This is a genomic window from Aminobacter sp. MET-1, assembly GCF_026521175.1.
Lineage (GTDB): Bacteria > Pseudomonadota > Alphaproteobacteria > Rhizobiales > Rhizobiaceae > Aminobacter.
Window position 1 is genome coordinate 113,039 of record NZ_JAMSHL010000017.1, and the last position, 24,361, is coordinate 137,399.

Annotated in this window: 17 protein-coding genes and 1 pseudogene; 10 read left to right on the top strand and 8 right to left on the bottom strand. The window is 63.6% G+C overall.

The features are described 5' to 3' along the window. Window positions 1–3,087, top strand: coding sequence for an efflux RND transporter permease subunit (locus NDO48_RS21680; protein WP_323848122.1), 3,087 nt, complete (start codon window positions 1–3; stop codon window positions 3,085–3,087). A gap of 70 nt (window positions 3,088–3,157) precedes the next feature. On the opposite strand, the pseudogene NDO48_RS21685 reads toward NDO48_RS21680, so the two are convergent. Continuing rightward, window positions 3,158–3,437: pseudogene (locus tag NDO48_RS21685) on the bottom strand (carboxymuconolactone decarboxylase family protein); the annotation flags it as partial. Window positions 3,438–3,444: 7 nt separating this feature from the next. Next, the gene (gene pcaD, locus NDO48_RS21690) at window positions 3,445–4,242 is read right to left on the bottom strand and encodes a 3-oxoadipate enol-lactonase (RefSeq protein ID WP_267322322.1); all 798 of its coding nucleotides are present in this window, start codon (window positions 4,240–4,242) and stop codon (window positions 3,445–3,447) included. Window positions 4,243–4,336: 94 nt separating this feature from the next. Here pcaD and pcaQ point away from each other — a divergent pair, with 94 nt between their 5' ends. Both pcaQ and NDO48_RS21700 read left to right on the top strand, forming a co-directional pair. Next, complete coding sequence (gene pcaQ, locus NDO48_RS21695) at window positions 4,337–5,254, top strand: pca operon transcription factor PcaQ (protein ID WP_267322323.1); 918 nt, start codon at window positions 4,337–4,339, stop codon at window positions 5,252–5,254. 78 nt (window positions 5,255–5,332) lie between these two features. Beyond that, the gene (locus NDO48_RS21700) at window positions 5,333–6,085 is read left to right on the top strand and encodes an SDR family NAD(P)-dependent oxidoreductase (RefSeq protein WP_018425592.1); all 753 of its coding nucleotides are present in this window, start codon (window positions 5,333–5,335) and stop codon (window positions 6,083–6,085) included. 110 nt (window positions 6,086–6,195) lie between these two features. Here the strand turns inward: NDO48_RS21700 and NDO48_RS21705 are convergent, their stop codons facing one another. Then, window positions 6,196–7,566 (bottom strand): aspartate aminotransferase family protein, encoded by a 1,371-nt coding sequence (locus NDO48_RS21705; RefSeq protein WP_267322324.1) that lies wholly within the window; start codon window positions 7,564–7,566, stop codon window positions 6,196–6,198. A gap of 290 nt (window positions 7,567–7,856) precedes the next feature. Between NDO48_RS21705 and NDO48_RS21710 the strand changes: the two genes are divergently transcribed. The 3 genes from NDO48_RS21710 to NDO48_RS21720 all read left to right on the top strand — a co-directional run bounded on the left by NDO48_RS21710 (window position 7,857) and on the right by NDO48_RS21720 (window position 11,181). Continuing rightward, window positions 7,857–8,537: a GntR family transcriptional regulator gene (locus tag NDO48_RS21710; protein WP_267322325.1), complete on the top strand. Its 681-nt coding sequence runs from the start codon at window positions 7,857–7,859 to the stop codon at window positions 8,535–8,537. 1 nt (window position 8,538) lies between these two features. Continuing rightward, a complete protein-coding gene (locus tag NDO48_RS21715) occupies window positions 8,539–9,660 on the top strand; it encodes an NAD(P)/FAD-dependent oxidoreductase (protein ID WP_267322326.1) in 1,122 nt (373 codons plus the stop codon). Window positions 9,661–9,747: 87 nt separating this feature from the next. Beyond that, window positions 9,748–11,181, top strand: coding sequence for an NAD-dependent succinate-semialdehyde dehydrogenase (locus NDO48_RS21720; RefSeq protein WP_018425587.1), 1,434 nt, complete (start codon window positions 9,748–9,750; stop codon window positions 11,179–11,181). Window positions 11,182–11,328: 147 nt separating this feature from the next. Here NDO48_RS21720 and NDO48_RS21725 read toward each other — a convergent pair whose 3' ends face one another. Then, window positions 11,329–11,790, bottom strand: a complete 462-nt coding sequence (locus NDO48_RS21725; protein WP_018425586.1) for an Lrp/AsnC family transcriptional regulator — start codon at window positions 11,788–11,790, stop codon at window positions 11,329–11,331. Between the two features lie 130 nt (window positions 11,791–11,920). On the opposite strand from NDO48_RS21725, the gene alr reads away from it, so the two are divergent. Both alr and NDO48_RS21735 read left to right on the top strand, forming a co-directional pair. Further along, the gene (gene alr / locus NDO48_RS21730) at window positions 11,921–13,054 is read left to right on the top strand and encodes an alanine racemase (protein WP_267322327.1); all 1,134 of its coding nucleotides are present in this window, start codon (window positions 11,921–11,923) and stop codon (window positions 13,052–13,054) included. Window positions 13,055–13,068: 14 nt separating this feature from the next. Then, on the top strand, window positions 13,069–14,322 hold the full coding sequence (locus tag NDO48_RS21735) for a D-amino acid dehydrogenase (RefSeq protein ID WP_267322328.1): 1,254 nt from the start codon (window positions 13,069–13,071) through the stop codon (window positions 14,320–14,322). Between the two features lie 83 nt (window positions 14,323–14,405). Here the strand turns inward: NDO48_RS21735 and NDO48_RS21740 are convergent, their stop codons facing one another. The 4 genes from NDO48_RS21740 to NDO48_RS21755 form a co-directional block, all read right to left on the bottom strand. Then, complete coding sequence (locus NDO48_RS21740; protein WP_267322329.1) at window positions 14,406–15,557, bottom strand: ABC transporter substrate-binding protein; 1,152 nt, start codon at window positions 15,555–15,557, stop codon at window positions 14,406–14,408. Window positions 15,558–15,760: 203 nt separating this feature from the next. Then, a complete protein-coding gene (locus NDO48_RS21745; protein WP_018425582.1) occupies window positions 15,761–16,135 on the bottom strand; it encodes a hypothetical protein in 375 nt (124 codons plus the stop codon). 82 nt (window positions 16,136–16,217) lie between these two features. Beyond that, window positions 16,218–16,592, bottom strand: a complete 375-nt coding sequence (locus NDO48_RS21750) for a hypothetical protein (RefSeq protein ID WP_018425581.1) — start codon at window positions 16,590–16,592, stop codon at window positions 16,218–16,220. A 41-nt stretch (window positions 16,593–16,633) separates the two neighbouring features. Further along, window positions 16,634–23,734: a DUF5801 repeats-in-toxin domain-containing protein gene (locus tag NDO48_RS21755; RefSeq protein WP_323848124.1), complete on the bottom strand. Its 7,101-nt coding sequence runs from the start codon at window positions 23,732–23,734 to the stop codon at window positions 16,634–16,636. Between NDO48_RS21755 and NDO48_RS21760 the strand changes: the two genes are divergently transcribed. After that, complete coding sequence (locus NDO48_RS21760; RefSeq protein ID WP_267322333.1) at window positions 23,700–23,846, top strand: hypothetical protein; 147 nt, start codon at window positions 23,700–23,702, stop codon at window positions 23,844–23,846. The genes NDO48_RS21755 and NDO48_RS21760 overlap by 35 nt on opposite strands. Before the next feature lie 3 nt (window positions 23,847–23,849). Further along, window positions 23,850–24,206, top strand: coding sequence for a hypothetical protein (locus NDO48_RS21765; protein ID WP_267322334.1), 357 nt, complete (start codon window positions 23,850–23,852; stop codon window positions 24,204–24,206). The last annotated feature ends 155 nt before the right edge of the window (window positions 24,207–24,361 follow it).

Consider the following 24,361-nt stretch of genomic DNA (forward strand, 5'->3'; position numbering starts at 1 on the left):
GTGAAGGGTTTCAATCTCTCCGACTGGGCGCTCAGCCATCGTTCGCTGGTCTGGTATTTCATGCTGATCTTCACGATCGCCGGCATCTTCTCCTACCTGCATCTCGGCCGCGAGGAAGACCCGAGCTTCACCATCAAGACGATGGTGATCCAGGCCAACTGGCCCGGCGCCTCGGTTGAGGAAACCACCAGGCAGGTGACGGACCGCATCGAAAAGAAGCTCGAGGAGCTGGAAAGCCTCGACTTCAGCCGCAGCGTGACAACCGCCGGCCAGACGATCATCTTCGTCAACCTCAAGCCCACCACCAAGGCGCGCGACGTGACACCCACCTGGGTCGAAGTCCGCAACATGATCAACGACCTCCGCCCCAACTTTCCGCAAGGGGTGCAGGGACCGTTCTACAACGACCGCTTCGGCGACGTGTTCGGCAACATCTATGCCTTCACCGCGGACGGACTTTCGATGCGCCAGCTGCGCGACTATGTGGAAACCGTGCGCAGCCGCATCCTGACCATTCCCAACGCCGGCAAGGTGGAGTTGGTCGGCGCGCAGGACGAGGTCATCTATCTCGAATTCTCGACCCGGCAGATCGCCGCCCTCGGCCTCAACCAGCAGGCGATCCTGGCGAGCCTGCAGGCGCAGAACGCGGTGTCGCCTTCCGGCGTCATCCAGGCCGGGCCAGAGCGCATCGCGGTGCGTGTCGGCGGCCAGTTCACCTCGGAGGAAAGCCTGCGGGCGATCAACCTCAGGGTCAACGACCGCTTCTTCCGGCTGAGCGACGTCGCCACCATCAGCCGCGGTTATGTCGATCCGCCGACGTCGCTGTTCCGCGTCAATGGCGAACCGGCGATCGGCCTTGCCATCGGCATGAAGCCCAATGCCAATCTGCTCGATTTCGGCGCCGAACTGAAGAAGCTGATGGACCAGGTGACCGGCGAGCTGCCAGTGGGCGTCGGCGTGCATCTGGTGGCCGACCAGCCGGTGATCGTCGAGGAGGCGGTGTCGGGTTTCACGCGCGCCTTGTTCGAGGCGGTCGCCATCGTGCTCGCCGTGTCCTTCATCAGCCTCGGCATGCGCGCCGGCTTCGTGGTGGCGCTGTCGATCCCGCTGGTGCTGGCGATCACCTTCCTGGTCATGGCCTATATGGGCATTTCGCTGCAGCGCATCTCGCTTGGCGCGCTGATCATCGCGCTAGGCCTTCTGGTCGACGACGCCATGATCGCGGTCGAGATGATGGTGGCGCGGCTGGAGGTCGGGGACTCACTGAGGAAGGCTGCGACCTATGTCTACACGTCGACGGCGTTCCCGATGCTGACCGGCACGCTGGTGACGGTGGCCGGCTTCGTTCCCATCGGCCTCAACAGCAGCCAGGCCGGCGAGTACACCTACACGCTGTTCGTGGTCATCGCCGTTTCGCTGCTGTTGTCATGGATCGTGGCGGTGCTGTTTGCGCCGCTGCTCGGTGTCACCCTGCTGCCGGCGACGATGAAAAAGCACGACGAGCGGCCGAGCCGATTTGCAGCGGGCTTTTCGCGCCTGCTCCATCTCGCCGTGCGGCGGCACTGGGTGACCATCATCGCCACAGTGGTCGTGTTCGTGCTTTCAGTGGTGGGGCTGACCTTCGTGCAGCAGCAGTTCTTTCCGCCATCGGACAGGCCCGAACTGATCGTCGACTGGAACCTGCCGCAGAACAGCTCCATCGCCGAAACGCGCCTCCAGATCGAGCGGTTCGAGCAGATCGCCTTGAAGGGCAATCCCGATATCGACCACTGGAGCTCCTATATCGGCCAGGGCGCGGTGCGCTTCGTGCTGGCCTATGACGTGCAGCCTGCCAATCCCTATTTCGGCCAGGTCGTCATCGTCACCAAGGACCTCGAGGCACGGCACAGGGTGCAGCCGGCGATCGAAAAGATCCTGCGCGAGCAGTTCGTTGGCACCGACGCCTTCGTCAAGACGCTGGAACTTGGCCCCCCCGTCGGCAGGCCGGTGCAGTATCGCATCAGCGGCCCCGACATACAGACCGTCAGGACCCTGTCGCAGCAGCTCGCCGGTGTCGTCTCGGCCAATGCCAAGCTGCAGGCGCCGAGCTTCGACTGGAACGAGCCGTCGCGCGTGCTCAAGGTCGACGTGCTGCAGGACAAGGCGCGCCAGCTCGGCATTAGCTCGCAGGACATCTCCAGCGCCCTGAACAGCGTGGTCGGCGGCGTGGCGATCACCCAGGTGCGCGACGCGACCTACTTGATCAACGTGGTGGTGCGCGCCGGCGACAGCGAGCGCGGTTCGATCGAGACGCTGCGCAACCTTCAGATTCCGACCGGCAATGGCGAATCCATCCCGCTGGCGACCGTCGCCGACTTCCGCTACGAGCTCGAGCAGCCGACGATCTGGCGCCGCAGCCGCCTGCCCACCATCACCGTCAAAGCTGGCATGGTCGGCAACGCCCTGCCCGACACGGTCGTGGCCGAACTCAAGCCGTCCATCGACGCCTTCGCGGCCAAGCTGCCCGCCGGCTATTCCGTCGTCACCGGCGGCTCGGTCGAGGAAAGCGCCAAGAGCCAGGGCCCGATCATCGCGGTCGTGCCGCTGATGCTGTTCATCATGGCGACGGTGCTGATGATCCAGTTGCAGAGCTTCCAGCGGCTGTTCCTGGTGGTGGCCGTAGCACCTCTCGGCCTGATCGGCGTTGTCGCGGCACTGGTGCCGACGGGACAGCCGCTGGGTTTTGTGGCGCTGCTCGGCGTGCTGGCTCTGATCGGCATCCTGATCCGGAACTCGGTGATCCTGATCGTCCAGATCGAGGAGCTGATCGCCAGCGGCACCGACCGCTGGCACGCGGTCATCGAGGCCTCGCAGCACCGCATGCGCCCAATCGCGCTGACGGCGGCGGCGGCGTCGCTGGCGCTGATCCCGATCGCGCGCGAGGTGTTCTGGGCGCCGATGGCCTATGCGATGATGGGTGGCATCCTGGCCGGTACGGCGATCACGCTGCTGTTCCTGCCGGCCCTCTATGTCGCCTGGTTCAGGATCAGGGAGCCAAGCAACGGCGACACCGCCACTGTCGATGCCATGGAGCCGCCGGCCGCGTAGACGCACAAAGCCGGCGCTCAGTAGGGCAGTCCGACGTAGTTTTCGGCAAGCGACGCGGCGGCCGCCTCGGAGTGGCGCCGGTGTTGGCGGTGGCGCGCACATGCATCGCCACCTCCTCGTCGTGGCCGAGAGCCGCCAGCAGCGCCAGCGTCACCATCGAGCGCTCGCTTGCTCCAGGCCGGGCGCGACCACACCGTGCCCCAGGCGGCTTCAGTGATGAGCTGCTGGAACGGCCGGTCAAAATCGCTCGCGGCCGCCTCGGCGCGGTCGACATGGGCGTCGCCGAGCACGGAGCGGCGGACGGCGAGACCTTCGCGATACCTGGCCGAGGCTGGTGCCGTTGCGCTCATGGTCGGATCACTCCATGGGAAGCTGGGCGAGGAAGCGCTTGACGAGAGCGGTAAGCTCGTCCGGCTTTTCAACGCAGGGGATGTGGCCGGCGCCGTCGATGATCTTGAAGCGCGAGCCGGGAATGAGATCGGCCAAGGAGCGCACCACCGCCGGCGGGGTCGAACCGTCATGGTCGCCGACGACGCAGAGCGTCGGCACTGATATCGACTTGGCGGCCTCGGTGTAGTCGGCGTCACGCAACGCAGCGCAGGTGCCGGTGTAGCCGGCCACCGGCTGGCGCGTCAGCATGTTGCGATAGCCGGTCAGGTCGTCCTTGCGCTGCTGGTGGAATTCGGGCGTGAACCAGCGCTCGAGAATGGAATCGGTGATCGCGGCGATGCCGTCCTTTTCGACGGCCGCGATACGGGTGTTCCACGACTCGGTCGTGCCGATCCTCGAGGCAGTGTCGCAAAGCACAAGCGCCCGCACCAAATCGGGGCGCTGGGCATAGAGCCCCTGCGCGATCAGCCCGCCGACGGAAAGACCACAGATGACGGCGCTTTTGACCTTGAGATGGTCGAGCAGGCCGGCGAGATCGCCGACATGATCTTCCATCCGATAGGGCGCTGTGCCGACATCGGAGAGGCCATGGCCGCGCTTGTCGTAGGTGACGATGGGAAAGTCGCCGGCGAGGCGCACGATCACGTCGCGCCAGATACGGAAATCGGTGCCCAGCGAATTGGCGAAGACCAGGACCGGCTTGTTTGCGGGTCCGCCGATCAGCTGGTGGTGCAGGGTGATGCCGCCAATGTCGGTGAATTGCACTCGATTTCTCCTCGCAATGACAGTGGATGAGTTGTTTGGTTCGGTAAAATGATATTTCGTGGGGTTCCATTAACCCCTGGGTTATGAAAATCCCATGATCGAAAGCCGCGTCAGGCTCCGCCACCTCCAGACCTTCCTAGAAGTCGCGCGCCAGAAAAGCGTGGTCAAGGCGGCCGGGCTGCTCAATGTCAGCCAGCCGGCGGTGACCAAGACGATCCGCGAACTGGAAGAAGTGCTGGGCGTTGCCCTGTTCGAGCGCGACGGCCGCGGCATCAGGATCACGCGTTCGGGCGAAGTGTTCATGCAGCATGCCGGCATGGCGATCACCGCGTTGCGCCAGGGCATCGATTCCGTTGCCAACTCCCGCGCCGAAAAGGGCCCGCCGATCCGCATCGGTGCACTGCCGACGGTCTCGGCCCATATCATGCCGCGCGCCATGAGCCTGTTCCTGGCGGAAGAAACAGGGGCGGCGATCAAGATCGTGACCGGCGAAAACGCCGTGCTTCTGGAGCAGCTCCGGCTCGGCGAACTCGACCTCGTCGTCGGGCGGCTTGCCGCGCCCGAGAAGATGACCGGCTTCTTCTTCGAGCACCTCTATTCAGAGCAGGTGGTGTTCGTCGTGCGCGCCGGCCATCCGCTGCTGAAGGGCAGCGAAGACGTGTTCGAGCGGTTGAGCGAATTCCCGCTGTTGATGCCGACGCGCGGCTCGATCATCCGGCCCTTTGTCGAGCGCTTCTTCATCATTCACGGCGTGGCTTCGATACCGACGGAAATCGAAACGGTGTCGGACTCGTTCGGCCGCGCTTTCGTGCGCCAGAGCGATGCCGTGTGGATCATCTCGCATGGCGTGGTCAGCGACGACATCAAGGCCGGCACGCTGAAGACGCTTCCCGTCGACACCGGCGAGACACGCGGGCCGGTGGGGCTGACGATGCGAACAGACACGCAGCCAACGGCGGCGTTTTCGATCCTGCTCAAGACGATCCGCCAAGCTGCCGCCGAGCGCGGCTGAACGCCGCCGTCGGCCGTGCCCTCTCGTAAAGCCGGAATGCATCCGCTACATACGCACTAAGCTTGAAATGAGGATGTGATGGCCGAAAAGACCGAAGGGCGAAAGACGATCGTTTTGACCGGAGCCAGCCGGGGCATCGGCCATGCGACGGTGAAGCGCTTTTCGCGCGAAGGCTGGCGCGTCATCACCTGCTCGCGCCAGGCATTCTCGGACGATTGCCCCTGGCCCGCCGGCCCTGAAGACCACATCAAGGTCGACCTCGCCGACCAGGGCGACGTCGGCAGCGCCGTTTCCGAAATCCGCCAGCGGCTGGAGAAGGAAGGCGGCATGCTGCACGCGCTGGTCAACAATGCCGGCATCTCTCCCAAGATGCAGGGCGGCGCGCGCATGAACTCCATCGACACGCCGATGCATGTCTGGCGCGATGTGTTCCAGGTCAATTTCCTGGCGCCGATCATGCTGGCGCGCGGCCTGTTCAAGGAGCTGGCGGCCGCCAAGGGCTCGGTGGTCAACGTCACCTCCATCGCCGGCACCCGCGTCCACCCCTTTGCCGGGGCGGCCTATGCGACGTCGAAGGCGGCACTCGGCGCGCTGACGCGCGAGATGGCCGCCGACTTCGGTCCGCATGGCATCCGCGTCAACGCGATTGCCCCCGGCGAGATCGACACGGCGATCCTGTCGCCGGGCACCGACAAGATCGTCGAGCAGATCCCGATGCGCCGGCTGGGCGCGACGTCAGAAGTGGCCGACATCATATATTTCCTGTGCTCGGGCCAGTCATCCTATGTCACCGGCGCCGAGATCCATATCAACGGCGGCCAGCACGTCTGAGGGTCGCCCTTCCTTCTCCTCCCGCGGGAGAAGGTCCCTCTCACGTACCGTCGCCAACAAAAAGCCCGCCAGATGGCGGGCTTTCTGCTGATGCGGACTGTTCCCTGCGATCAGGCCTTGACCTGCTTGGCGGCCTCGTCGAGCGACTTCTCGACGGCGTCGAAGATGTCATCGACCTGCTTGTCGTTGATGATCAGCGGCGGGCAGAAGGCGAGCGAGTCGCCCATGTTGCGGGAGATGATGCCGTTCTGCTGGAGGATGCCGTTGACCAGGCCGCCGAGCGCGCCGACGTTGCCCCAGGGCGCCTTGGTCGCCTTGTCTGCGACAAGCTCCATGGCGCCGATGAGGGCCACGCCGCGGACTTCGCCGACGAGATCGTGCGAGGCGACACGCGCCAGGCGCTTCTGCATGTGGGCGCCGACCTCGCGGGCGTTGGCGACGAGGTTGCGCTCCTCGATGATGTTGATGTTCTCGAGTGCAACGGCCGCCGCCACCGGATGGCCGCCGGCGGTGAAGCCGTGGCCGAAGGTGCCGATGCGGTTGCTTTCGTCGGCGAGCGGCTCGAACACCTTGTCGTTGATCAGCATCGCCGAGATCGGCAGGTAGGACGACGAGATCTGCTTCGACATGACCATGATGTCGGGCTGCATGGCGTAGGTCTCGGTGCCGAACATGTTGCCGGTGCGGCCGAAGCCGCAGATGACTTCGTCGGCGACGAGCAGGATGTCGTACTTCTTCAGGACTGCCTGGATCTTCTCCCAATAGCCGGCCGGCGGAACGACGACGCCGCCCGCACCCATGACCGGCTCGCCGAAGAAGGCGGCGATGGTCTCAGGACCCTCGGCCAGAATCAGCTTTTCGAGATCGTCGGCGAGGCGCGTCGAGAACTGCTGCTCGGTCTCGCCGGGCAGCGCCTCGCGCCAATGGTGCGGCGACGAAGTATGCAGCACGTTGGCGATCGGCAGGTCGAAGGACATGTGGTTGTAGGGCAGGCCGGTGAGGCTGGCCGAAGCAATGGTGACGCCGTGATAGGCGCGCTTGCGCGAGATGATCTTCTTGCGCTCAGGCTGACCAAGCGCGTTGGAGCGATACCAGATCATTTTCATGGCCGTGTCGTTGGCCTCGGATCCGGAGTTGGTGAAGAACGCCTTGCTCATCGGCACCGGCGCCATCGTCACCAGCTTCTCGGCGAGGTCGATCACCGGCGAGTGACCCTTGTGGGTGAAGTTGTGGTAGAAGGGCAGCTTGGCCATCTGCCTGGTCGCGGCATCGACGAGGCGTTGCTCGGAGAAGCCAACGCCAACGCTCCACAGGCCCGACATCGCCTCGATGTAGCGCTTGCCCGAGATGTCCTCGACATAGATGCCGTCGCCCTTTTCGATGATCAACGGTCCGACCGCCTGGTGGCGGCGAGCATTGGTGTAGGCGTGCATGTGGAATTTCTTGTCGCGCGCCTCGGGCGAATTGGGCTGGCTGTCCATTGTCGTTTCCTTGGTTGGGTGGGGCGTTGCCTGATAGGCGACGATGTCGTTGATTTCGCACTCGCCTGTTCGGGCGACCGCTTGCAAAATCCGCAAATTGCTGTTTGATGCATCATGTTTTTCGTGTGGACCAATGTCAAGGGCCAGAGACGGCGCACCGGCGGGCCAGATGAGGCCACGGCCTCGCGTCTGGCCGGTACCAACAAAGGGACACACGGCCGCTTGAAACCAGGCGGCATCCTCTCCGAAGATGGGCTTCAGGACCGGATGCCGGACAGCGAGACCGGGCGATGAACGAGACTTTCGGCTTCCAGGCGGTGGCGCACGACAATCTCGGCGAGGTCGTCTACGGCCAACTGTCGGAGGCGCTGATCAGAGGCCGCTTCGCTCCCGGTGCGCGGCTGACCATCCGCGATCTCGCCCAGTCACTGGGTACCAGCGTGACGCCGGTGCGCGACGCGATCCTCAGGCTGATCCAGGACGAGGCGCTGGTGCAGAAGTCGGCGCGCGAGGTGCGCGTGCCCGTGATGACGCTGGAGCGCTATCTCGAGATTCGCCAGATCAGGGTGAAGCTCGAAGGGCTCGGCGCGCGCGAGGCGGCGTTGAAGGCGACGCCCGATGATATCGCCAGGCTGCGCGACCTGATCGACCGGAACGAGCACGCCATCGCAATCGAGGACTGGAGCGGGGCGCTCGAACTGAACCAGACCTTCCATTTCGCACTGGCCGAGATCGCCGACATGGCCGTTTTGCGCGGCATCCTCGGTCGCCTGTGGCTGCAGATGGGGCCGCTGATCGCGGCGTCCTATGAACATGGCGGACGGGCGATGATCGACCATCACCACGCGCTTCTGGCGGCGATCGAAGCGCGTGATGCCGACGGCGCCGAACGCGCCATTGTCGACGACATCAAGGGTGCGAGTTCGGTCATCATCGACCGCCTTGCCGCCCTCAAGCCGGCCGGAGACTGACATGGACACCGTCGATTGCATCGTTGCCGGCGCCGGCGTCATCGGCCTTGCGGTCGCCCGCGAACTTGCCAGCCGCGGCATGGAGACGATCATCGTCGAGGCGGCGGACGCCATCGGCACCGAGACCAGCTCGCGCAATTCCGAGGTCATCCATGCCGGCATCTATTATCCGGAAGGCAGCCTGAAGGCGAAGCTGTGCGTTGCCGGGCGCGACAGGCTCTATGCTTATGCCGCCGAGCGCAGCATCCCGCACAAGCGCTGCGGCAAGCTGATCGTGGCAACCCTGCCGGAACAGCAGGCGACGCTGGCAGGCATCATCGCCAAGGCAAAGGCCAACGGCGTCGACGACCTGGTGATGCTGAGCGCGTCCGAGACGATGGCGATGGAGCCGTCGCTCACCTGTCATGCCGCGGTGCATTCGCCATCGACCGGCATCATCGACAGCCATGCGTTGATGCTGGCCCTGCTCGGCGAGGCGGAAGATGGCGGCGCCTTCCTCAGCCTCAACACCGAGATCGTGTCGGGGCGGATCGACGGCGGCCTGTTCGTGCTGCAGACACAGGATACATCGACCGGCGCTTCCTTCGAGATCGCTGCGCGGCATTTCGTCAATGCCGCGGGCCTAGGAGCCAACAAGCTGGCCGCATCGCTCGAAGGCCTCGACCCAATATTCGTGCCGTCGCTGCGTTATGCCCGCGGCAGCTATTTCTCCGTCACCGGCAAGCCGGCTTTTTCCCGGCTGATCTATCCCGTTCCTGAACCGGGCGGGCTCGGCGTGCACCTGACGCTCGACCTTAATGGCGGCATGCGCTTCGGCCCGGATGTCGAATGGATTGACGACAAGGACTACACGGTCGACCCGCGCCGCGCCGACCATTTCTATGGCGAAATCCGCAGATACTGGCCCGGTCTCGCCGATGGCGGGCTCAGCCCGACCTATAGCGGCATCCGGCCCAAGCTGTCGGGCCCCGGCGATCCGGCCGCCGACTTCGTCATTCAGGGACCGGAGACGCACGGGGTCTCCGGCCTGATCAACCTGTTTGGCATCGAAAGCCCCGGGCTGACCTCGTCGCTCGCCATCGCCGAACTTGTGGTCCAAAAGATTGGACCAACCTATATCTAGCGCGACCGATCCAAATCGCGTCTAGGCCAGCATGACGCAGGCCTCGACCCCCACACCAGCTTCCGCCCATACCAGCAAGGACCGACCATGTATCCTGATGTAAACCTGTTCATCGACGGCAAGTGGACCCCTGCCGAAGGTGGCAAGACCATCGACATCTACAATCCCGCCACCAACGAGGTGATCGGCCGGGTCGCGTCCGCCGGCAAGGCCGATCTCGACCGCGCGCTGGCCGCCGCCGATCGCGGCTTCAAGCTGTGGCGCAAGGTTTCGGCCTATGAGCGCTCAAAGATCATGCGCCGCGCCGCCGACCTGATGCGCGAGCGCGCCGACACGATCGCTGAGGTGCTATCGGTCGAGCAGGGCAAGCCCTTCGCCGAATCGAAGATGGAAGTGCTGTCGTCGGCCGACCTGATCGACTGGTTCGCCGAGGAAGGCCGCCGCACCTATGGCCGCGTCGTGCCCGCCCGCGCCGCCGGCATCACCCAGCTCGTCATCAAGGAGCCGGTCGGCCCGGTGGCGGCGTTCACACCGTGGAACTTCCCGGTTTCGCAGGCGGTGCGCAAGATCGGCGCAGCCCTTGCCACCGGTTGCTCGATCATCGTCAAGCCGCCGGAAGAGACCCCCGGCTCTCCCGCCTTCCTCGGCGACATCTTCAAGGATGCCGGCCTGCCCGACGGCGTGCTCAACCTGGTCTATGGCAACCCGCCGGAGATTTCCGGCTACCTCGTGCCGCATCCCGTCATCCGCAAGGTGTCGTTCACCGGCTCGGTGCCTGTCGGCAAACATCTCGCGGCCCTCGCCGGTCAGCACATGAAGCGCGCCACGATGGAACTCGGCGGCCATGCGCCAGCGATGGTGTTCGACGACGCCGACATCGACCATGCGGCCGCGACGCTCGCCGGCTCGAAGTTCCGCAATGCCGGACAGGTCTGCGTGTCGCCGACGCGCTTCCTGATCCAGGAGGGCTCCTATGACCGCTTCCTCGGCAAGTTCGTCGAGCATGCCAAAGCGGTGAAGGTCGGCGACGGCCTGGCGGATGGCACCCGCATGGGCCCGCTGGTCAATGAGCGCCGCCTGGAAGCAGTCGAGAAGCTGATCAACGATGCCGTCAGCGACGGCGCCAGGATCGAGACCGGCGGCAAGCGCATCGGCAACAAGGGTTCCTATTTCGAGCCGACCGTACTGACCGGCCTGCGCCCCGACATGCGCATCATGAACGAGGAGCCGTTCGGCCCCGTCGCGCTGGTGATGCCGTTCAAGAGCTTCGACGACGTCGTTGCCGAGGCCAACCGCCTGCCCTTCGGGCTTGCGGCCTATGCCTTCGCCAAGTCGAGCAAGACGATCACCGACCTCAGCGCCGAGATCGAGACCGGCATGCTTACAGTCAACCATCTCGGCCTCGCTCTGCCCGAGGTGCCGTTCGGCGGCATCAAGGACAGCGGCTACGGCTCGGAAGGCGGCTCGGAGGCGCTTGAGGCCTATCTGATCACCAAGTTCGTGACCCAGGCCGGCGCCTGAGGTCGACAACAGACCCGGCGTCGCAAGCGACGCCGGGTTTTCTTCACGAGAGCGTTCCGCTTTTCTTCGAGTAGCGCAAACCCTCTATCTCTTTGTTTTTGCGCAATTCAGGACGGAAAACCGCTGCGCACTTTTCCTGGAATTGCTCTAAGCCTTCGGCCTTTTCGACTGCAGCACGTTGCGGATCGAGAAGCTTGAATGGATGCGCGCGAGCCCCGGCAGAGCCGACAGGATTTCCTTGTGCACGCGCTCGAAATCGCCAGCACTCTCGACCTCGACACGCAGGAAATAGTCGGAATCGCCGGTCATCAGGTAGCACTCCTTGATTTCAGGGTGCCGCCGCACCGCCAATTCGAAGCGGTTGAAGTAATCTTCCGTCTGTCGCTCGAGCGTGATCTGCACCATGACGGCGATGCCCTCCTCGCTCGCGGCATTGCCGAGCAGCGCGGTGTAGCCGCGGATCACGCCTTCCTGCTCCAGGATCTGCACCCGCCGCAGGCACGCCGACGGCGACAGCCCGACCTCGGCCGCCAGTTTGGCATTGCTGATGCGCGCATTGGCCCTGAGGGCACGGATGATGCCACGGTCTATCGTGTCGAGCGAGGGCATCGCATTTCCTTCCAAACTGGCGACGAAAATTTCACGAACTGAACTCTGTTCGCACAAGCTTCGCCACATTGGCAAGATTTTCGCCGATCGTTGCGGTATCATTCTGGGGTTGGCGAGGACCTTTTCCCTGATGGATACGACCGTGCAGAACGATATCGAAAGCCGTGCCGCCTGCGGAGTGCTGACCATCGATCTTGCAGCGCTCGTTGCCAATTACGAAGAGCTGGTCCGCCGGGCCGCGCCGTCGCGCGCCGCCGCCGTGGTCAAGGCCGACGCCTACGGGCTCGGTGTCGCCCATGTCGCACCGGCGCTTTACAACGCCGGCTGCCGCGACTTCTTCGTCGCCCATTTCATCGAGGCGCTCCGCCTCAAGCCCTATCTCCGCAGCGACGCGCGCATCCTGGTGCTGAACGGCCTGCTGCCGGGCAGCGAGGACGATTGCGCAGCGCTCGGCATCGTGCCCGTGCTGAACTCGCTGGAGCAGGTGGCCAACTGGTCGGCGACCGCCAAGGCGCTCGGCAAGACGCTGCCGGCAGCCATCCAGGTCGACACCGGCATGTCGCGGCTCGGCCTCGAGCCACAGGAAGTCGACACCCTGTTGGCCGAACCGGAACGGCTTGATGGCGTCCATGTCGACATCATCATGAGCCACCTTGCCTGCGGGGACGAGCCCGAGCACGACGCCAACCCGCGCCAGCTTGGCCGCATGAAGGCCATCCGCAAGCGCTTTGGCGGCGCCAAACTGTCGTTCGCCAACTCGGCCGGTATCTTCCTCGGCGAAGACTATCGCGGCGACCTGGCGCGCCCGGGCATAGCACTTTATGGCGGCGCGCCGCTGGACGGCCACGACAACCCGATGCATCAGGTGGTGCGGCTGGACATTCGCGTGGTCCAGACCCGCACCGTGCCCGAAGGGGCCGAGATCGGCTATGGCGCGAGCTTCGTTGCCAAGACCGAGATGCGGCTGGCAACCATCGCCGCCGGTTATGCCGACGGCCTGCCCCGCCATCTCAGCAATTCCGGTGCCGCCTATTTCGGCGGCGTGCGCCTGCCCATCGTCGGCCGCGTATCGATGGACAGCATCATCCTCGACGTGACCGCACTTGAGCCCGGCGCGCTGAAGCTCGGCAGCATGGTCGAGCTGATCGGCCCGCACCAGTCGCTCGAGGCTATCGCGGCGGACGCCGGCACCATTTCCTACGAAATCCTGACCAGCCTGGGCCGGCGTTACGACCGCCGCTACCTGAGCCCGGCAGCGCGCTAACCACAGGGGCAATCATGCGCATAGTCATCCTCGGCGCCGGCGTCATCGGCGTCACCTCCGCCTACTATCTGGCCAAGGCTGGCCACAAGGTCACCGTGCTCGACCGCCAGTCGGGCCCGGCGCTGGAGACCAGCTTCGCCAATGCCGGCGAGATCTCGCCCGGCTATGCCTCGCCCTGGGCCGCCCCCGGCATTCCGCAGAAGGCGATCAAGTGGGTGTTCATGAAGCACGCCCCGCTGATCATCCAGCCGATGCTCGACATCAAGACCTGGAGCTGGGTGACGTCGATGCTGCGCAACTGCACCTCGGCCCGCTATGCCCTGAACAAGAGCCGCATGGTGCGCCTTGCCGAATACAGCCGCGACCAGCTGATCAACCTGCGCGACGACACCGGTATCGAATACGACCACCGCACGCAGGGCACGCTGCAGCTGTTCCGCTACCAGAAGCAGCTCGACGGCATGGCCAAGGACATCGAGGTGCTGAAGAGCGACGGCGTGCCCTATGAAGTGCTCGACCCCTCGGGCTGCATCGCGGCAGAACCAGGCCTTGCTCCGGTGCGCGAGAAGATCGCCGGCGGCCTGCGCCTGCCCAATGACGAGACCGGCGACTGCTTCAAGTTCACCAACGAGCTGGCGAAGCTTGCCGAAGGCCTCGGCGTCGAGTTCCGCTACAATGTGAAGCTGGAAGGCCTGCGCCAGGAAGGCAACCGCATCGTTGCCGTGCGCACGTCGGCCGGCGAGTTCGAGGCCGACACCTTCGTCGGCGCGCTCGGCAGCTTCACACCTGCCTTCGTCAAGCCGCTCGGTCTCAAGGTTCCGGTCTATCCGGTCAAGGGCTATTCGATCACGGTTCCGATCGTCGACGAGAGCAAGGCGCCGGTGTCGACCATCATGGACGATACCTACAAGATCGCCATCACGCGCCTGGGCGACCGCATCCGTGTCGGCGGCATGGCCGAGATCGCCGGCTTCAACACCGATCTGTCGCCATCGCGCAAGGCGACGCTGCAGTTTTCGGTCGAGGACCTGTTCGGCGGTGCCGCCGACCAGAGCCGCGCCAGCTTCTGGAGTGGCCTCCGCCCGATGACACCAGACGGCACGCCGGTCATCGGACGCGCCAAGTTCGACAATTTCTACCTCAACACCGGCCACGGCACGCTGGGATGGACCATGGCCTGCGGCTCGGGCCGCGTGCTGGCCGACATGATCGGCGGCGTCCGCCCCGAGATCGACGTGGCCGACCTGTCGCTTTCGCGCTACGCATAAACCTGTCGTAGAGAGGTGACCCTAAAGGCGTCGGAGCTTCCGCTCCGGCGCCTTTTTCGTAGCTGCCAGGACGATTGTGCCGACTAGAAACCCGCCGTCGACTTCTCGACCAGCTTGAGCTTGCCCTTGTCGATGCGGAAGAACGGCATGGCGCGTTCGCCGGCGCCATCCTCGCGAAAACGGAACACGCCGGTCGAGCCCCGGAAGCCGGTCGGGCTCTCGATCACCTTCTTGGTGAAACCTTTGGGCCCGAGCGCGCTGGCGATGCCGGCGGCCAGCGCCACCGTGTCGTAGCCATAAGCGACGTTGACGTCGGGCTCGTAATTGTAGGTCTTGCGGAAGCGCTCGGCGATCGGGCCGATCTCGTTGCTGTCGAGGGTCGCGATATAGGCGCCCTGCAGCGTCGGGTCGTCGAGGCCATGCTCGATCCAGCGGTTGGAGCCGACCAGCGTGATACCCTTGCCGAGCAGGCCCCTGGCCCTGAGCGCTGCGACCAGCGGCGCCGGATTGGCGCTGCCTGACGCAATGACGATGCCCTGGGGGTCGCTGACCAGTGCGGTCATATCGGCAACCGCTTTCTCAGACCCGCCCGTGGACGGACCGTAAGGCAGCGCCACGGCCAGCGACGCGCCATAGATCGACAGGCTGTTGGCGACACGCTTCTCGGTCGCCTTGCCGGCTTCGCCCTCGGCCATGAACAGCACGAATTTGCGCGCGCCCTTGGCTGCGATGGCGGCAGCACCGGCAGCAGCGCTGTCGGCCTCGTTCAGCCTGACGGAGTAGACGCCCGGCGCGCCGGTGTAGTTTTCGGCGAGCGCCAGCACCAGCGGCCGGTTGGTGCCCGATATCCCGGCCAGCTGGCGTACGGCGCCCGGTTCGGTTGGGCCGATGACAAGCTTGGCACCCGATGCCAGCGCGCCTGTCGCCAGCGAACGGGCGCGGCCGTCGTCGCCGGCGGTGTCCTCGACATTGAGGGTGATGAGGTCGTTGCCGAGATCGGCCATGGCGAGCGCTGCGGCATCGCGCATCTTGCGGCCGCCATCACCGGCAGTGCCCGGAGCCGACAGCGGCAGCAGCATCGACACCTTGACCGGGCCTTTGCCCAGCGTCTCGGCCGATCTGGACGGCCCGGCCTTTGCAGGAGCTGTCGGCGCAGCATCTTGCACTGCCGCTCCATCCCCTGCCAGGCCCAGCACCTCATCGTTGCCCGACTGGCAGGCTGACAAGGCGAGCATCGACGCCACCAGAACGGCGCGAGGCAGGCGAGAGCGCGACGGGCGCTTCGAAGATCCTGAATGCCCGCTCATCAGATTGCCATTCCGGACAGAAAAAACAGTGACAGGCCTGACCCAAGCAGGCGGTACCGCCTTGCAGGAGGGGTCATGCGCGCGTCCCGCAGCGGAGGACAGGCCGTGCCGAGAGCCGGCACGGCTGAAACTCAATGCATGTACTCGACCATGCGGCTGTGGAAGCACTCGCACTTGTTGAGATAATCTTCGTCGCGATAGTTGTTCTTGAGGTAGCCATAGGCCTTGCCGCAGGCGACCTTGGCTTCCGAGGCCCAGAGGAAGACCGGCCGCTTGGAATCGATCCACTGCGAGCTGTTGGCGGCATCCACCGCCTCGTCCATCAGACGCACGACTTCGGTCCTGAGCTCGCCGACATTCTCGTTGAGCGCCAGATTGGACGTGCCGGCGACACGGCAATAGTCCGCCGTCGGCACGCCGACGAGATCGGCAGCCACGGCCTGGCCGGCAAAGGCAGCCATGCAAAGGCCGACAATTGCCGACCGCTTCTTCCAGTTGAAAGCCATCAGAAGTCCCTCTCCTCACCGGCATGCGGCTGCCGGCCGCCGCCATCCAAATGGTCGCCCGCAACGTCCGGGCGCATGCAACTCAAATCAGACCGTGGCCCGAAGTGTCGTCTTCCTCGAAAAAGATGCTGAACGGCAGCACGTTGGCCGAGTTGTCGGCAAAGGTGTCCGCCATCGGCGACAGGCCCGTCTCGACAACCCCGAACGGCGAAAGCTGCTCGGGGCCGTGATCGAACAAATGCGGGATCAGATCAGACATTTCGATGATGTCGCCGAACAGCGCGTCCGACAATATCTCGCCCAGCGCCACCTGCTCGATCACCGGCAGCGGCGCCGGGGCGAGCACAGGCAGGTTTTCGAATAGCTGCTCCACCTGCAAGGCACCGCTATCAACCATCGGGACGAGAGGCAGTGCGTCCGCCTCCCGGTCCTCAGCGTCCGGCTGCTCACCCGTCATCTAAACTCTGTCAGTCCTGTTTCAAACGTCCCCTTCCATACTCATACATTATCGGAATGCTTGTTGCCCGCATTATCTTCGAACAACACCTTGATCGTATCGCTGACGGCGCTGTTGTAGGTGAAGTCCTTGAGCACAGCGACCTGCTGGTAGTTGTCGCCATTGCCATTGACGTCGACACTGACGATCGAATCCAGTCCACTCTGCTCAATCTTCACATAGCCACTGGTCTCAAGGTTCGTGCCTGAAGAAATGTTCTTCAGCAGTTCGCTGAGGTCGAGCACATCGCCCTGGCTCGGATTGAAGTCGGTGATGATGTCATCGATCGAGCCACTGATCGCATCGGCGCTGATGACGAAGGTGTCGGCGCCCTCGCCACCCGTCATGGTGTCGGATCCGGTGCCACCATTCAGCGTGTCGTTGCCGGCACCGCCGTAGAGGATGTCGTTGCCACCCTCGCCGAACAGCAGGTCATTGCCGCCGAGACCCATAAGAATGTTCTGGCCGCTATTCCCCGCAAGGTAGTCGTCGCCCGAACCGCCAACCAGATTCTCGATACTGTCGAGATTGTCGCCGAATGCGTCGCCGCCCACCTGGCCGTCCGACGGCGTTGCACTCGCCGTGTCGGTAGTTGCGTCACCATCGTTGTCCAGATTGATACGGACAGAAGCAGTGCTGTTCGCATACGATGCCGTATCGTTACCGGTCCCGCCATTGAGGTTGTCGGCGCCGGCACCGCCGGTCAGCCAATCATTGCCTCCCTGTCCGTTCAGCGTGTCTCCACCGGCGCCAGCAACAAGCAGATCATCACCAGACGTGCCGGTCAGTGTTGTGGCTGGAGGCGTGGTCGTGATGGCAATAACCCCGGTCGCCGTGTCGCCATCTGCGTCTGTTGCCGTAACATTAAAGTTCAGTGGTAAATTGGATCCCGTATTCAGTTTAACGAACCCAACATTTGCAATCGAGAACACGTCCCCTGCCGCATAAGCGATCTCCGCTCGATTGTACCCGGTTGCAGTGAATACAGCGATGACATCTCCTTCATTTGAAGGGACCACGTATCCCCCAGCCGATTGGGCCAAAGTCGAGAGGTTCAGCAGAACGCCGTTCTTGTAAATTTGAGTGATAGTATCCTTGCTGCCGGCATCGTCAGTGAGACCAGAAGCTCCCTGAGATGAATCGTTGTCAGCGTCATAGACTGTGACGAGCACATTCGATGTTCCACCGGTTTTCACAGTAAATGAGAAGCCGTTGACATCGTAATGAGAGCCGTAAGAGAAACTGTTGTTGGCCCCAGTGCCCGACAGCTGAACACTGGACGCAAAATCAAAACGAAGAGTCTCATTTGATCCAATAGTTGGATTTCCTGCACCAAAACTCACCACGCCGCTAGAATTGCTCCCATTGACTGATGTCGAGCTCGAGCCGGAACTGGCAGAAATCAGAATATCCTGGTTCGAAGCTCCACCATCGACGACTTTATAGTTGCGAGCGTTTGTGTCCGTGAAATTCGAGCCGGTGATCGTGACTCCGGACCCGTCGTCCAACGCTTTGAAGAATTGCACCGAGTACAAATCCGAAGATTCGTCGCCGGTGTTCGGCGAGAGTTTTACATTGAAGACGGTTGTGCCACCGCTGCCGTCAGCCGCCGCCCCAATCTTGCCGACCAAGGTGTCGGTACCGAAGCCATAGAGCTTGACCTGGGCCCCGCCGGAGAAAACGTCGCTCGAGCCGCTCTTCAGTACCGAGCCGTTGGTTCCAGTAAACACGGCCGAGCCGCCGTCGGCGCCGATGCTTTCATAGAAATGAAGTTGCCCCGAGCCGGCCGAGTTCGCGCCGTTTTCGATGCGCATCGACTGGGCCGTGAAGTTGACAGGCGCGTCGTCGTCGAAGGTTACCTTCAACGTGCCGTTGACCTTGTCTCCGCTCAAGTCCTGGACGGTATAGGTAAGATTGACGAACGGATCGATGGCATTCTCGTTGCCTCCGGCCGCGTGCAGAACCGGCTTGAGCAGAGTGACGGCATAGTGCCCCGACGACAGGTCGTCGATCACCACCTTGAAGATAGCTCCTCTGGTTGCCGAAACTGCGGTGAGCGTCTTGGTCGCGTTATCCCAGCTGTATGTAACGGACTCGGTACCAACCGTACCTGCTTGCCCGTTCATGGCCGCAAAGCTGAGCGGATCGGTCGCGTGCGCACCATCGGAGCCGTAGCTAAGCGGCAGAAGGCCACTGAAGCTGGCCGCCTCGCCCGGCACGTCATTGATGCCGCCGGCGATGCCATGCGGGAGACCCTCATCATCGAGAGTACCGCTGGTCGTTCCGGCGGTGGGGACACCGTTGACGTCCTGGATCGTGATGCCGAGCGTCGCCGAACTGGTATCGCCGTCGCCGTCAATGAGTGTGTAGGTGAAGCCTTCTTGCTTGTTGCCGCCGATGATCGATGTCGGGGCCGTGTAACCCCAATCGCCAGCCTTGTTGCCGCCGTTGTCGGCGAAGTTGAACACCAGCACCCCGCCAAGGGCAGTCGACACCTTGATCTGCGTACCGGAGTTGGAGATCACGTGTGACATGTCGCCGGCGGTGATCGCTCCACTACCGTTGAAGGTGTAGGTCACGCCATCGATGACGATCGACTTGATGTAGCCACCGTCTGCTCCAAACGCATTTCCGGCCACACCATCATTCGTCAGCACGTTGCCAATGACGTTGCCTGGGAGCGTCCCCTGAAGGGTCGCGCTGAGCTGCGTCGCGTCGGTGATGACGATCGGCGGGAAGTTGGCATTGCCGTTTGCCCAAGCCACTGGCTCGAGCGCACCGGTGCTCACACCCGAACCGATGCCGACGGCATAGACATGGTCAATGGCGTCGTTGGTTGCGGCATTGTTGTCCGGATTGACCAGGAAGTTCTGCCAGACTGCCTGCTCAGCGGCGTCGAGGCCAGCCGAATTGGGATCCGGGTCACCATCGGAGAGGAAGTATACGTTGGTCAGGTCAGCCGTCGTTGGCCCGGCACCCCAGCTTGCGCGAACTGCAGCAGTCGCGGCGTCGTAGCTCGTGCCGCCACCTGCATACAAATTATTGATAAAGCTGATGATGTCGGCCTTGTCTGCTGCATTGCTCCAGCTGCCCCAAACTGGCGCATTGACATTAGTGCCGTTGTAGAATTCGACAACCATCACCTGATTGATGGTCACGTCGCCAGAGTTGAGCAGATTGAGCGCTGCTGCTTTAGCCATGTCCAGTCGGCTCTGGAAGCCAGGTGTGTTGGGATCAACGTCTTCGTCATCCATGCTGCCGGACGTATCAATAACCAGCACGACATTCATGCTCGGCTTGGAGCCTTCGACAACAGTGGCCGTGTCATTCCTGGCGAGTGGCGTGTCGTCGTCGATGGTGACAGTGAAGCCGGTCGTAGCGGTGCTGCCGTCGCCGTCCTTGACGGTTGCCGTGATCGAGATCGACAGATCGTCCTCGAAGGCCGTCTCGGTCACGCCCGAGGTCGACGGGTCGTCGTGGCCCGGATGCTTGACCGGCTGCACCAGCTCGACCGTGTAAGACGCGCTGTTGGCCGAATTCGCCAATGTGCCGATCGCCGAGAGGCTGACCTTGAACACGACGTCGGACTGGTTGGAACCGCCGTAACCGATCAGGACCTTGTTGGCCGCATCCCAGATCGTGTTGATCGGGGTGCCGTCGAGCTTGGTGAAACCTACAGTTGCCGCCGACAGCGAAACCGAAACACCCGAACCGCCGTCCGCGCCCAGCGTATAGCTGATCGTGCCGGACGGAACAGGAGCCGCCAGGTCACCGGGGCCACCAGGAATGCCGCCGACACCTGCAATATTGTCCTCGTCGACCGACGCGCTGGTTGCCGACACGTTCGTCACACCCGTATCGGTCACGCCAAACGTCACCTGCTTGGTAACCGCATCGCCGTCCTTGTCAGTGACCGTGTAGCTGAACGTTTCTGTCTTTCCACCCGGTCCGACATTGGCAGCCGGCGTGTAGATCAGCTTGCCGGCTCCATTGATCGACAACGTGCCGGTCGTGCCGCCGGTGTTGCTGAACACGATGCTTCCGAGACCATCAGCGCCTGGCTTGATCCCAAGCACATCAGTTGCAACGCCAAGATCCTGGGCACCAGCACCCTCGACATAACTGCCGCCGGTGTAGTCGTTCGCGACAGGCGTGTCGTCGTTGACACTGATCTTCAGCGTACCGTCGATCGTATCACCGTCGCCGTCCTTGACCTGGTAGGTCAGGTTGAAGACCTGATCGTTTTCGTTGCCGCCGGTTGCATGCGCGATCGGCGCGTTCTGTGTCACTTCGTAGGCGCCGGTTGCGCTGTTCAGCGTCACCGTGAGCACCTTGGTGGTGCCCTGCCAGACTTCAAGCGTGGTACCATTGAGCTTGTATTCGAAGCCCGCAGGCGCCGAGCCCGTGGTCAGCCAGGTGATCGAACCGGCCCCGTCGGCACCGAACGAATGTCCCAGCGTGCCAGACGCATTGACCTTGTCGGACTGATCGCCAACTCCGCCAGGATTGCCGTTGGCCAAGGCGTCGTCGTCGAGCAGCACAGTCTCGTTGGCCGAAACACTCGGGCCGTCGTCCTTGAAGTAGATGTTGTTGTTGAGGTTGATCGATGCCGAACGGCTGTCGCCGTCCCGATCGGTGATCGTCGCAGTGAGCTGCAGCAGGTTTTCGCTCAGGAACGGCCGCGCGTCGTTGGGATCGGTGGTTACAGGATGCTCGATCGCCCGGATCTGGTCCACCGTCAAATAGCCGTCGGCATCGACAGAGATCGTGAAGACGATCGCGCCACCCTCGCCGGCGCGGCCGACGACCTGACCGTCCTCCATGCTCAGCACCACGGATTTGCCCGTGGCGATATCGACAAGGTAGGTGGCCGGTCCGGTGAAGCTCAGCGCGTAGCTGATCGAGCCGGCGCCGTCCGCTCCGTAAGAAGACGTGAAGGCCGAGGCAAACGAGACCCTTGCATCCACGTTGAAATTGGTCTCGTCGACGATCACTTCGCGCAGATCATTGGATGCGGTAATCGTGGGCGTGTCATCATTGACGCTGATCGTAACCGCGCCGCCCGAGGCCACGTCGCCGTCACCGTCGCGAACGTCATAACGGATGGTGAAGTCGACATTCTCCTCGGTCGTGCCCGATGTCGGGTGCATGACCGGCTTCAGCTGCTCGACGACGTAGGAGCCGGAGGTCTGGTCGGCCAGCGTCACCTTAACGACGGCGACGTTGGAACCACCCTGGTTCTGCATGATGGTGAGGCTCAGCTTGTCGGGGCTCAGCACATAGCTGAAGCCGCCCGATACCGGCAGCGTGACGCCGCTGAGAAGCAGCGAACCTGCGCCATCGGCGCCATAGTTGTGACTGAGTACGCCCGTGGTGGCTGCGGCCGGCGTGCCGTTGTAGTCGCCGTCCCCGCCGGGGTTCGGCGACGCGTTGGTCGCGTTCGCCGTCTCGTCATCCAGGTAGACGGTATTGTTCGACCCAGCGGTAGGCACGTCGTCCTTGACGGTCACGCTGACCGTGCCGGTCGCCGTGTCGCCGTCGGCGTCGGTGGCAACCACCTTGATGCCGCCGATGCTGACATCGCCCGACTGGCCATTGGCGTGCGGGAAGTTGTCGGTCAGCGTCACCTTGACGCCGACGGTCCCCTGCGCGTTGGCCGCGATCGTGCTGCCGTCTACCGCCACGATGATAGCGACAGCGCCACCGATCATGCCGACCAACTGGCCATCACCGTCGATCGACCAGGTAACGGCAACCGGATTGTTTGCTTCGTCGGTCACCGTGATCGTGTTGGCAACCAATGCCGGATTGGCAAAGGCGAAGCTCACCAGCGCATCCGATCCGGCCTGGAAGGTCAGCGTGCCGCTGTTGGTCTCACCGGTTCCGCCCGGGTTCGTGCCGTTGACGGCGCCTGCGGCCAGATCGTTCGGATTCTTGACCAGGTCGAGATCGGATTCCTTCACCTCCAGCGAAAGCCCTTCGCCCACCAGCGACGGTCCGGCACCGTCAGTGATCGTGATCGGCTGCGCCGCGCTCGAGGTGTCGCCGTCGCCGTCGGTGATGACATAGGTGAAACCGGCGCTCACGCCTTCGGCGTTGTTCAGACTGGCAACCGGCGTGAACGTCCAGGTGCCATTCGACTGGAACGTATAGGTACCGTTCGACGTCGTGACCGTGGTCGTGCCTTCAGCGGCGACCGCATGTTCATTGCCGCCGATGGTCACCGACGTCACCTTGGCACCATCGGCGCCGGGCGTGTCATTGTCCATCACGTTGCCGCCGATCGCGGCGGCGCCCTCGACAACCGAGACAGCCGTGTCTGCGACTGCAAGAGGCACGTCGTCGGACACGCCGACATTGACGGTGCCTTCAGCGGTGTCGCCGTCGGTGTCGGTGGCGATCACCTTGACCGAGCCGAGGTCGGCGAGGTCATCGCCGCTGCCGCTGTGGCGGTAATTGTCGTTCAGCGTCACCGTCACTTCGGCCGTGTTGCCGTCGCGAACCAGCGTCAGCGTCACCACTGCCGTCCCGCCGCTATCGCGGCCGACGATCTCGGTGTCGGACACACGCGTCCATGTCAGGCCGCCGTCGAGACCGGTTGTGTCGCCGAACGCCATCGAGGCGATCGCATCCGAGCCGGGCGTGAAGACAATCGAGCCGGTAACTGGGGTCGAATCGGGCGTCGAGCCGTCGGTCAGGTTCTGGTCGTCAACGGTCAGCGTGATGGTGCCGCCATCCGCAACCGTCGGACCGTCGCCATCGGTGATCGTGATCGGCTGCGCCGCGCTCGAGGTGTCGCCGTCGCCATCGGTGATGACATAGCTGAAGCCGGCGCTGACGCCTTCGGCATTGTTCAGGCTCGCAACCGGCGTGAACGTCCAGGCGCCATTCGACTGGAACGTATAGGTGCCGTTCGGAGTCGTGACCGTGGTCGTGCCTTCGGCGGCGACCGCATGTTCATTGCCGCCGATGGTCACCGACGTCACACGGGCGCCATCGGCGCCGGGCGTGTCATTGTCCATCACGTTGCCGCCGATCGCAGCACCACCCTCGACAACCGAGACAGCCGTGTCTGCAACCGCAACAGGCACGTCGTCGGACACGCCGACATTGACGGTGCCTTCGGCGCTGTCGCCGTCGGTGTCGGTGGCGACCACCTTGACCGAGCCAAGATTGGCGAGATCGTCCGCGCTGATGTCACCGTGGTGGGCGTAATTGTTGTTCAGCGTCACCGTCACGTCGGCCTTGCTGCCGTCGCGAACCAGCGTCAGCGTCACCACCACCGTCTCGCCGTCCTTGCCGACGATCTCGGTGTCGGACACACGCTCCCACGTCAGGCCGCCATCGAGGCCGGTCGTGTCGCCGAAGACGATCGAGGCGATCGCGTCCGAGCCGGGCGTGAAAACAATCGAGTCGGTAGCAGTGGTCTCGCCGGGGGTCGAGCCGTCGGTCAGGTTCTGGTCGTCAACGGTCAGCGAAATCCCTTCGCCCACCACCTTCGGCCCATCGCCGTCGGTGATCGTGATCGGCTGCGCCGCGCTCGAGGTGTCGCCGTCGCCGTCGGTGATGACATAGGTGAAGCCGGCGCTCACGCCTTCGGCATTGTTCAGGCTCGCAACCGGCGTGAACGTCCAGGCGCCGTTCGACTGGAAGGTATAGGTGCCGTTCGGAGTCGTGACCGTGGTCGTGCCTTCGGCGGCGACCGCATGTTCATTGCCGCCGATGGTCAC

What these genes read in the sequence shown, in the direction of transcription:
- pcaQ (WP_267322323.1), top strand. Translation starts at nt 4,337, where the DNA reads ATGATCGAAAGCCGCGTCAGGCTCCGCCACCTCCAGACCTTCCTAGAA.
- NDO48_RS21700 (WP_018425592.1), top strand. Translation starts at nt 5,333, where the DNA reads ATGGCCGAAAAGACCGAAGGGCGAAAGACGATCGTTTTGACCGGAGCC.
- NDO48_RS21705 (WP_267322324.1), bottom strand. Translation starts at nt 7,566, where the DNA reads ATGGACAGCCAGCCCAATTCGCCCGAGGCGCGCGACAAGAAATTCCAC.
- NDO48_RS21710 (WP_267322325.1), top strand. Translation starts at nt 7,857, where the DNA reads ATGAACGAGACTTTCGGCTTCCAGGCGGTGGCGCACGACAATCTCGGC.
- NDO48_RS21715 (WP_267322326.1), top strand. Translation starts at nt 8,539, where the DNA reads ATGGACACCGTCGATTGCATCGTTGCCGGCGCCGGCGTCATCGGCCTT.
- NDO48_RS21720 (WP_018425587.1), top strand. Translation starts at nt 9,748, where the DNA reads ATGTATCCTGATGTAAACCTGTTCATCGACGGCAAGTGGACCCCTGCC.
- NDO48_RS21725 (WP_018425586.1), bottom strand. Translation starts at nt 11,790, where the DNA reads ATGCCCTCGCTCGACACGATAGACCGTGGCATCATCCGTGCCCTCAGG.
- alr (WP_267322327.1), top strand. Translation starts at nt 11,921, where the DNA reads ATGGATACGACCGTGCAGAACGATATCGAAAGCCGTGCCGCCTGCGGA.
- NDO48_RS21735 (WP_267322328.1), top strand. Translation starts at nt 13,069, where the DNA reads ATGCGCATAGTCATCCTCGGCGCCGGCGTCATCGGCGTCACCTCCGCC.
- NDO48_RS21740 (WP_267322329.1), bottom strand. Translation starts at nt 15,557, where the DNA reads ATGCTCGCCTTGTCAGCCTGCCAGTCGGGCAACGATGAGGTGCTGGGC.
- NDO48_RS21745 (WP_018425582.1), bottom strand. Translation starts at nt 16,135, where the DNA reads ATGGCTTTCAACTGGAAGAAGCGGTCGGCAATTGTCGGCCTTTGCATG.
- NDO48_RS21750 (WP_018425581.1), bottom strand. Translation starts at nt 16,592, where the DNA reads ATGACGGGTGAGCAGCCGGACGCTGAGGACCGGGAGGCGGACGCACTG.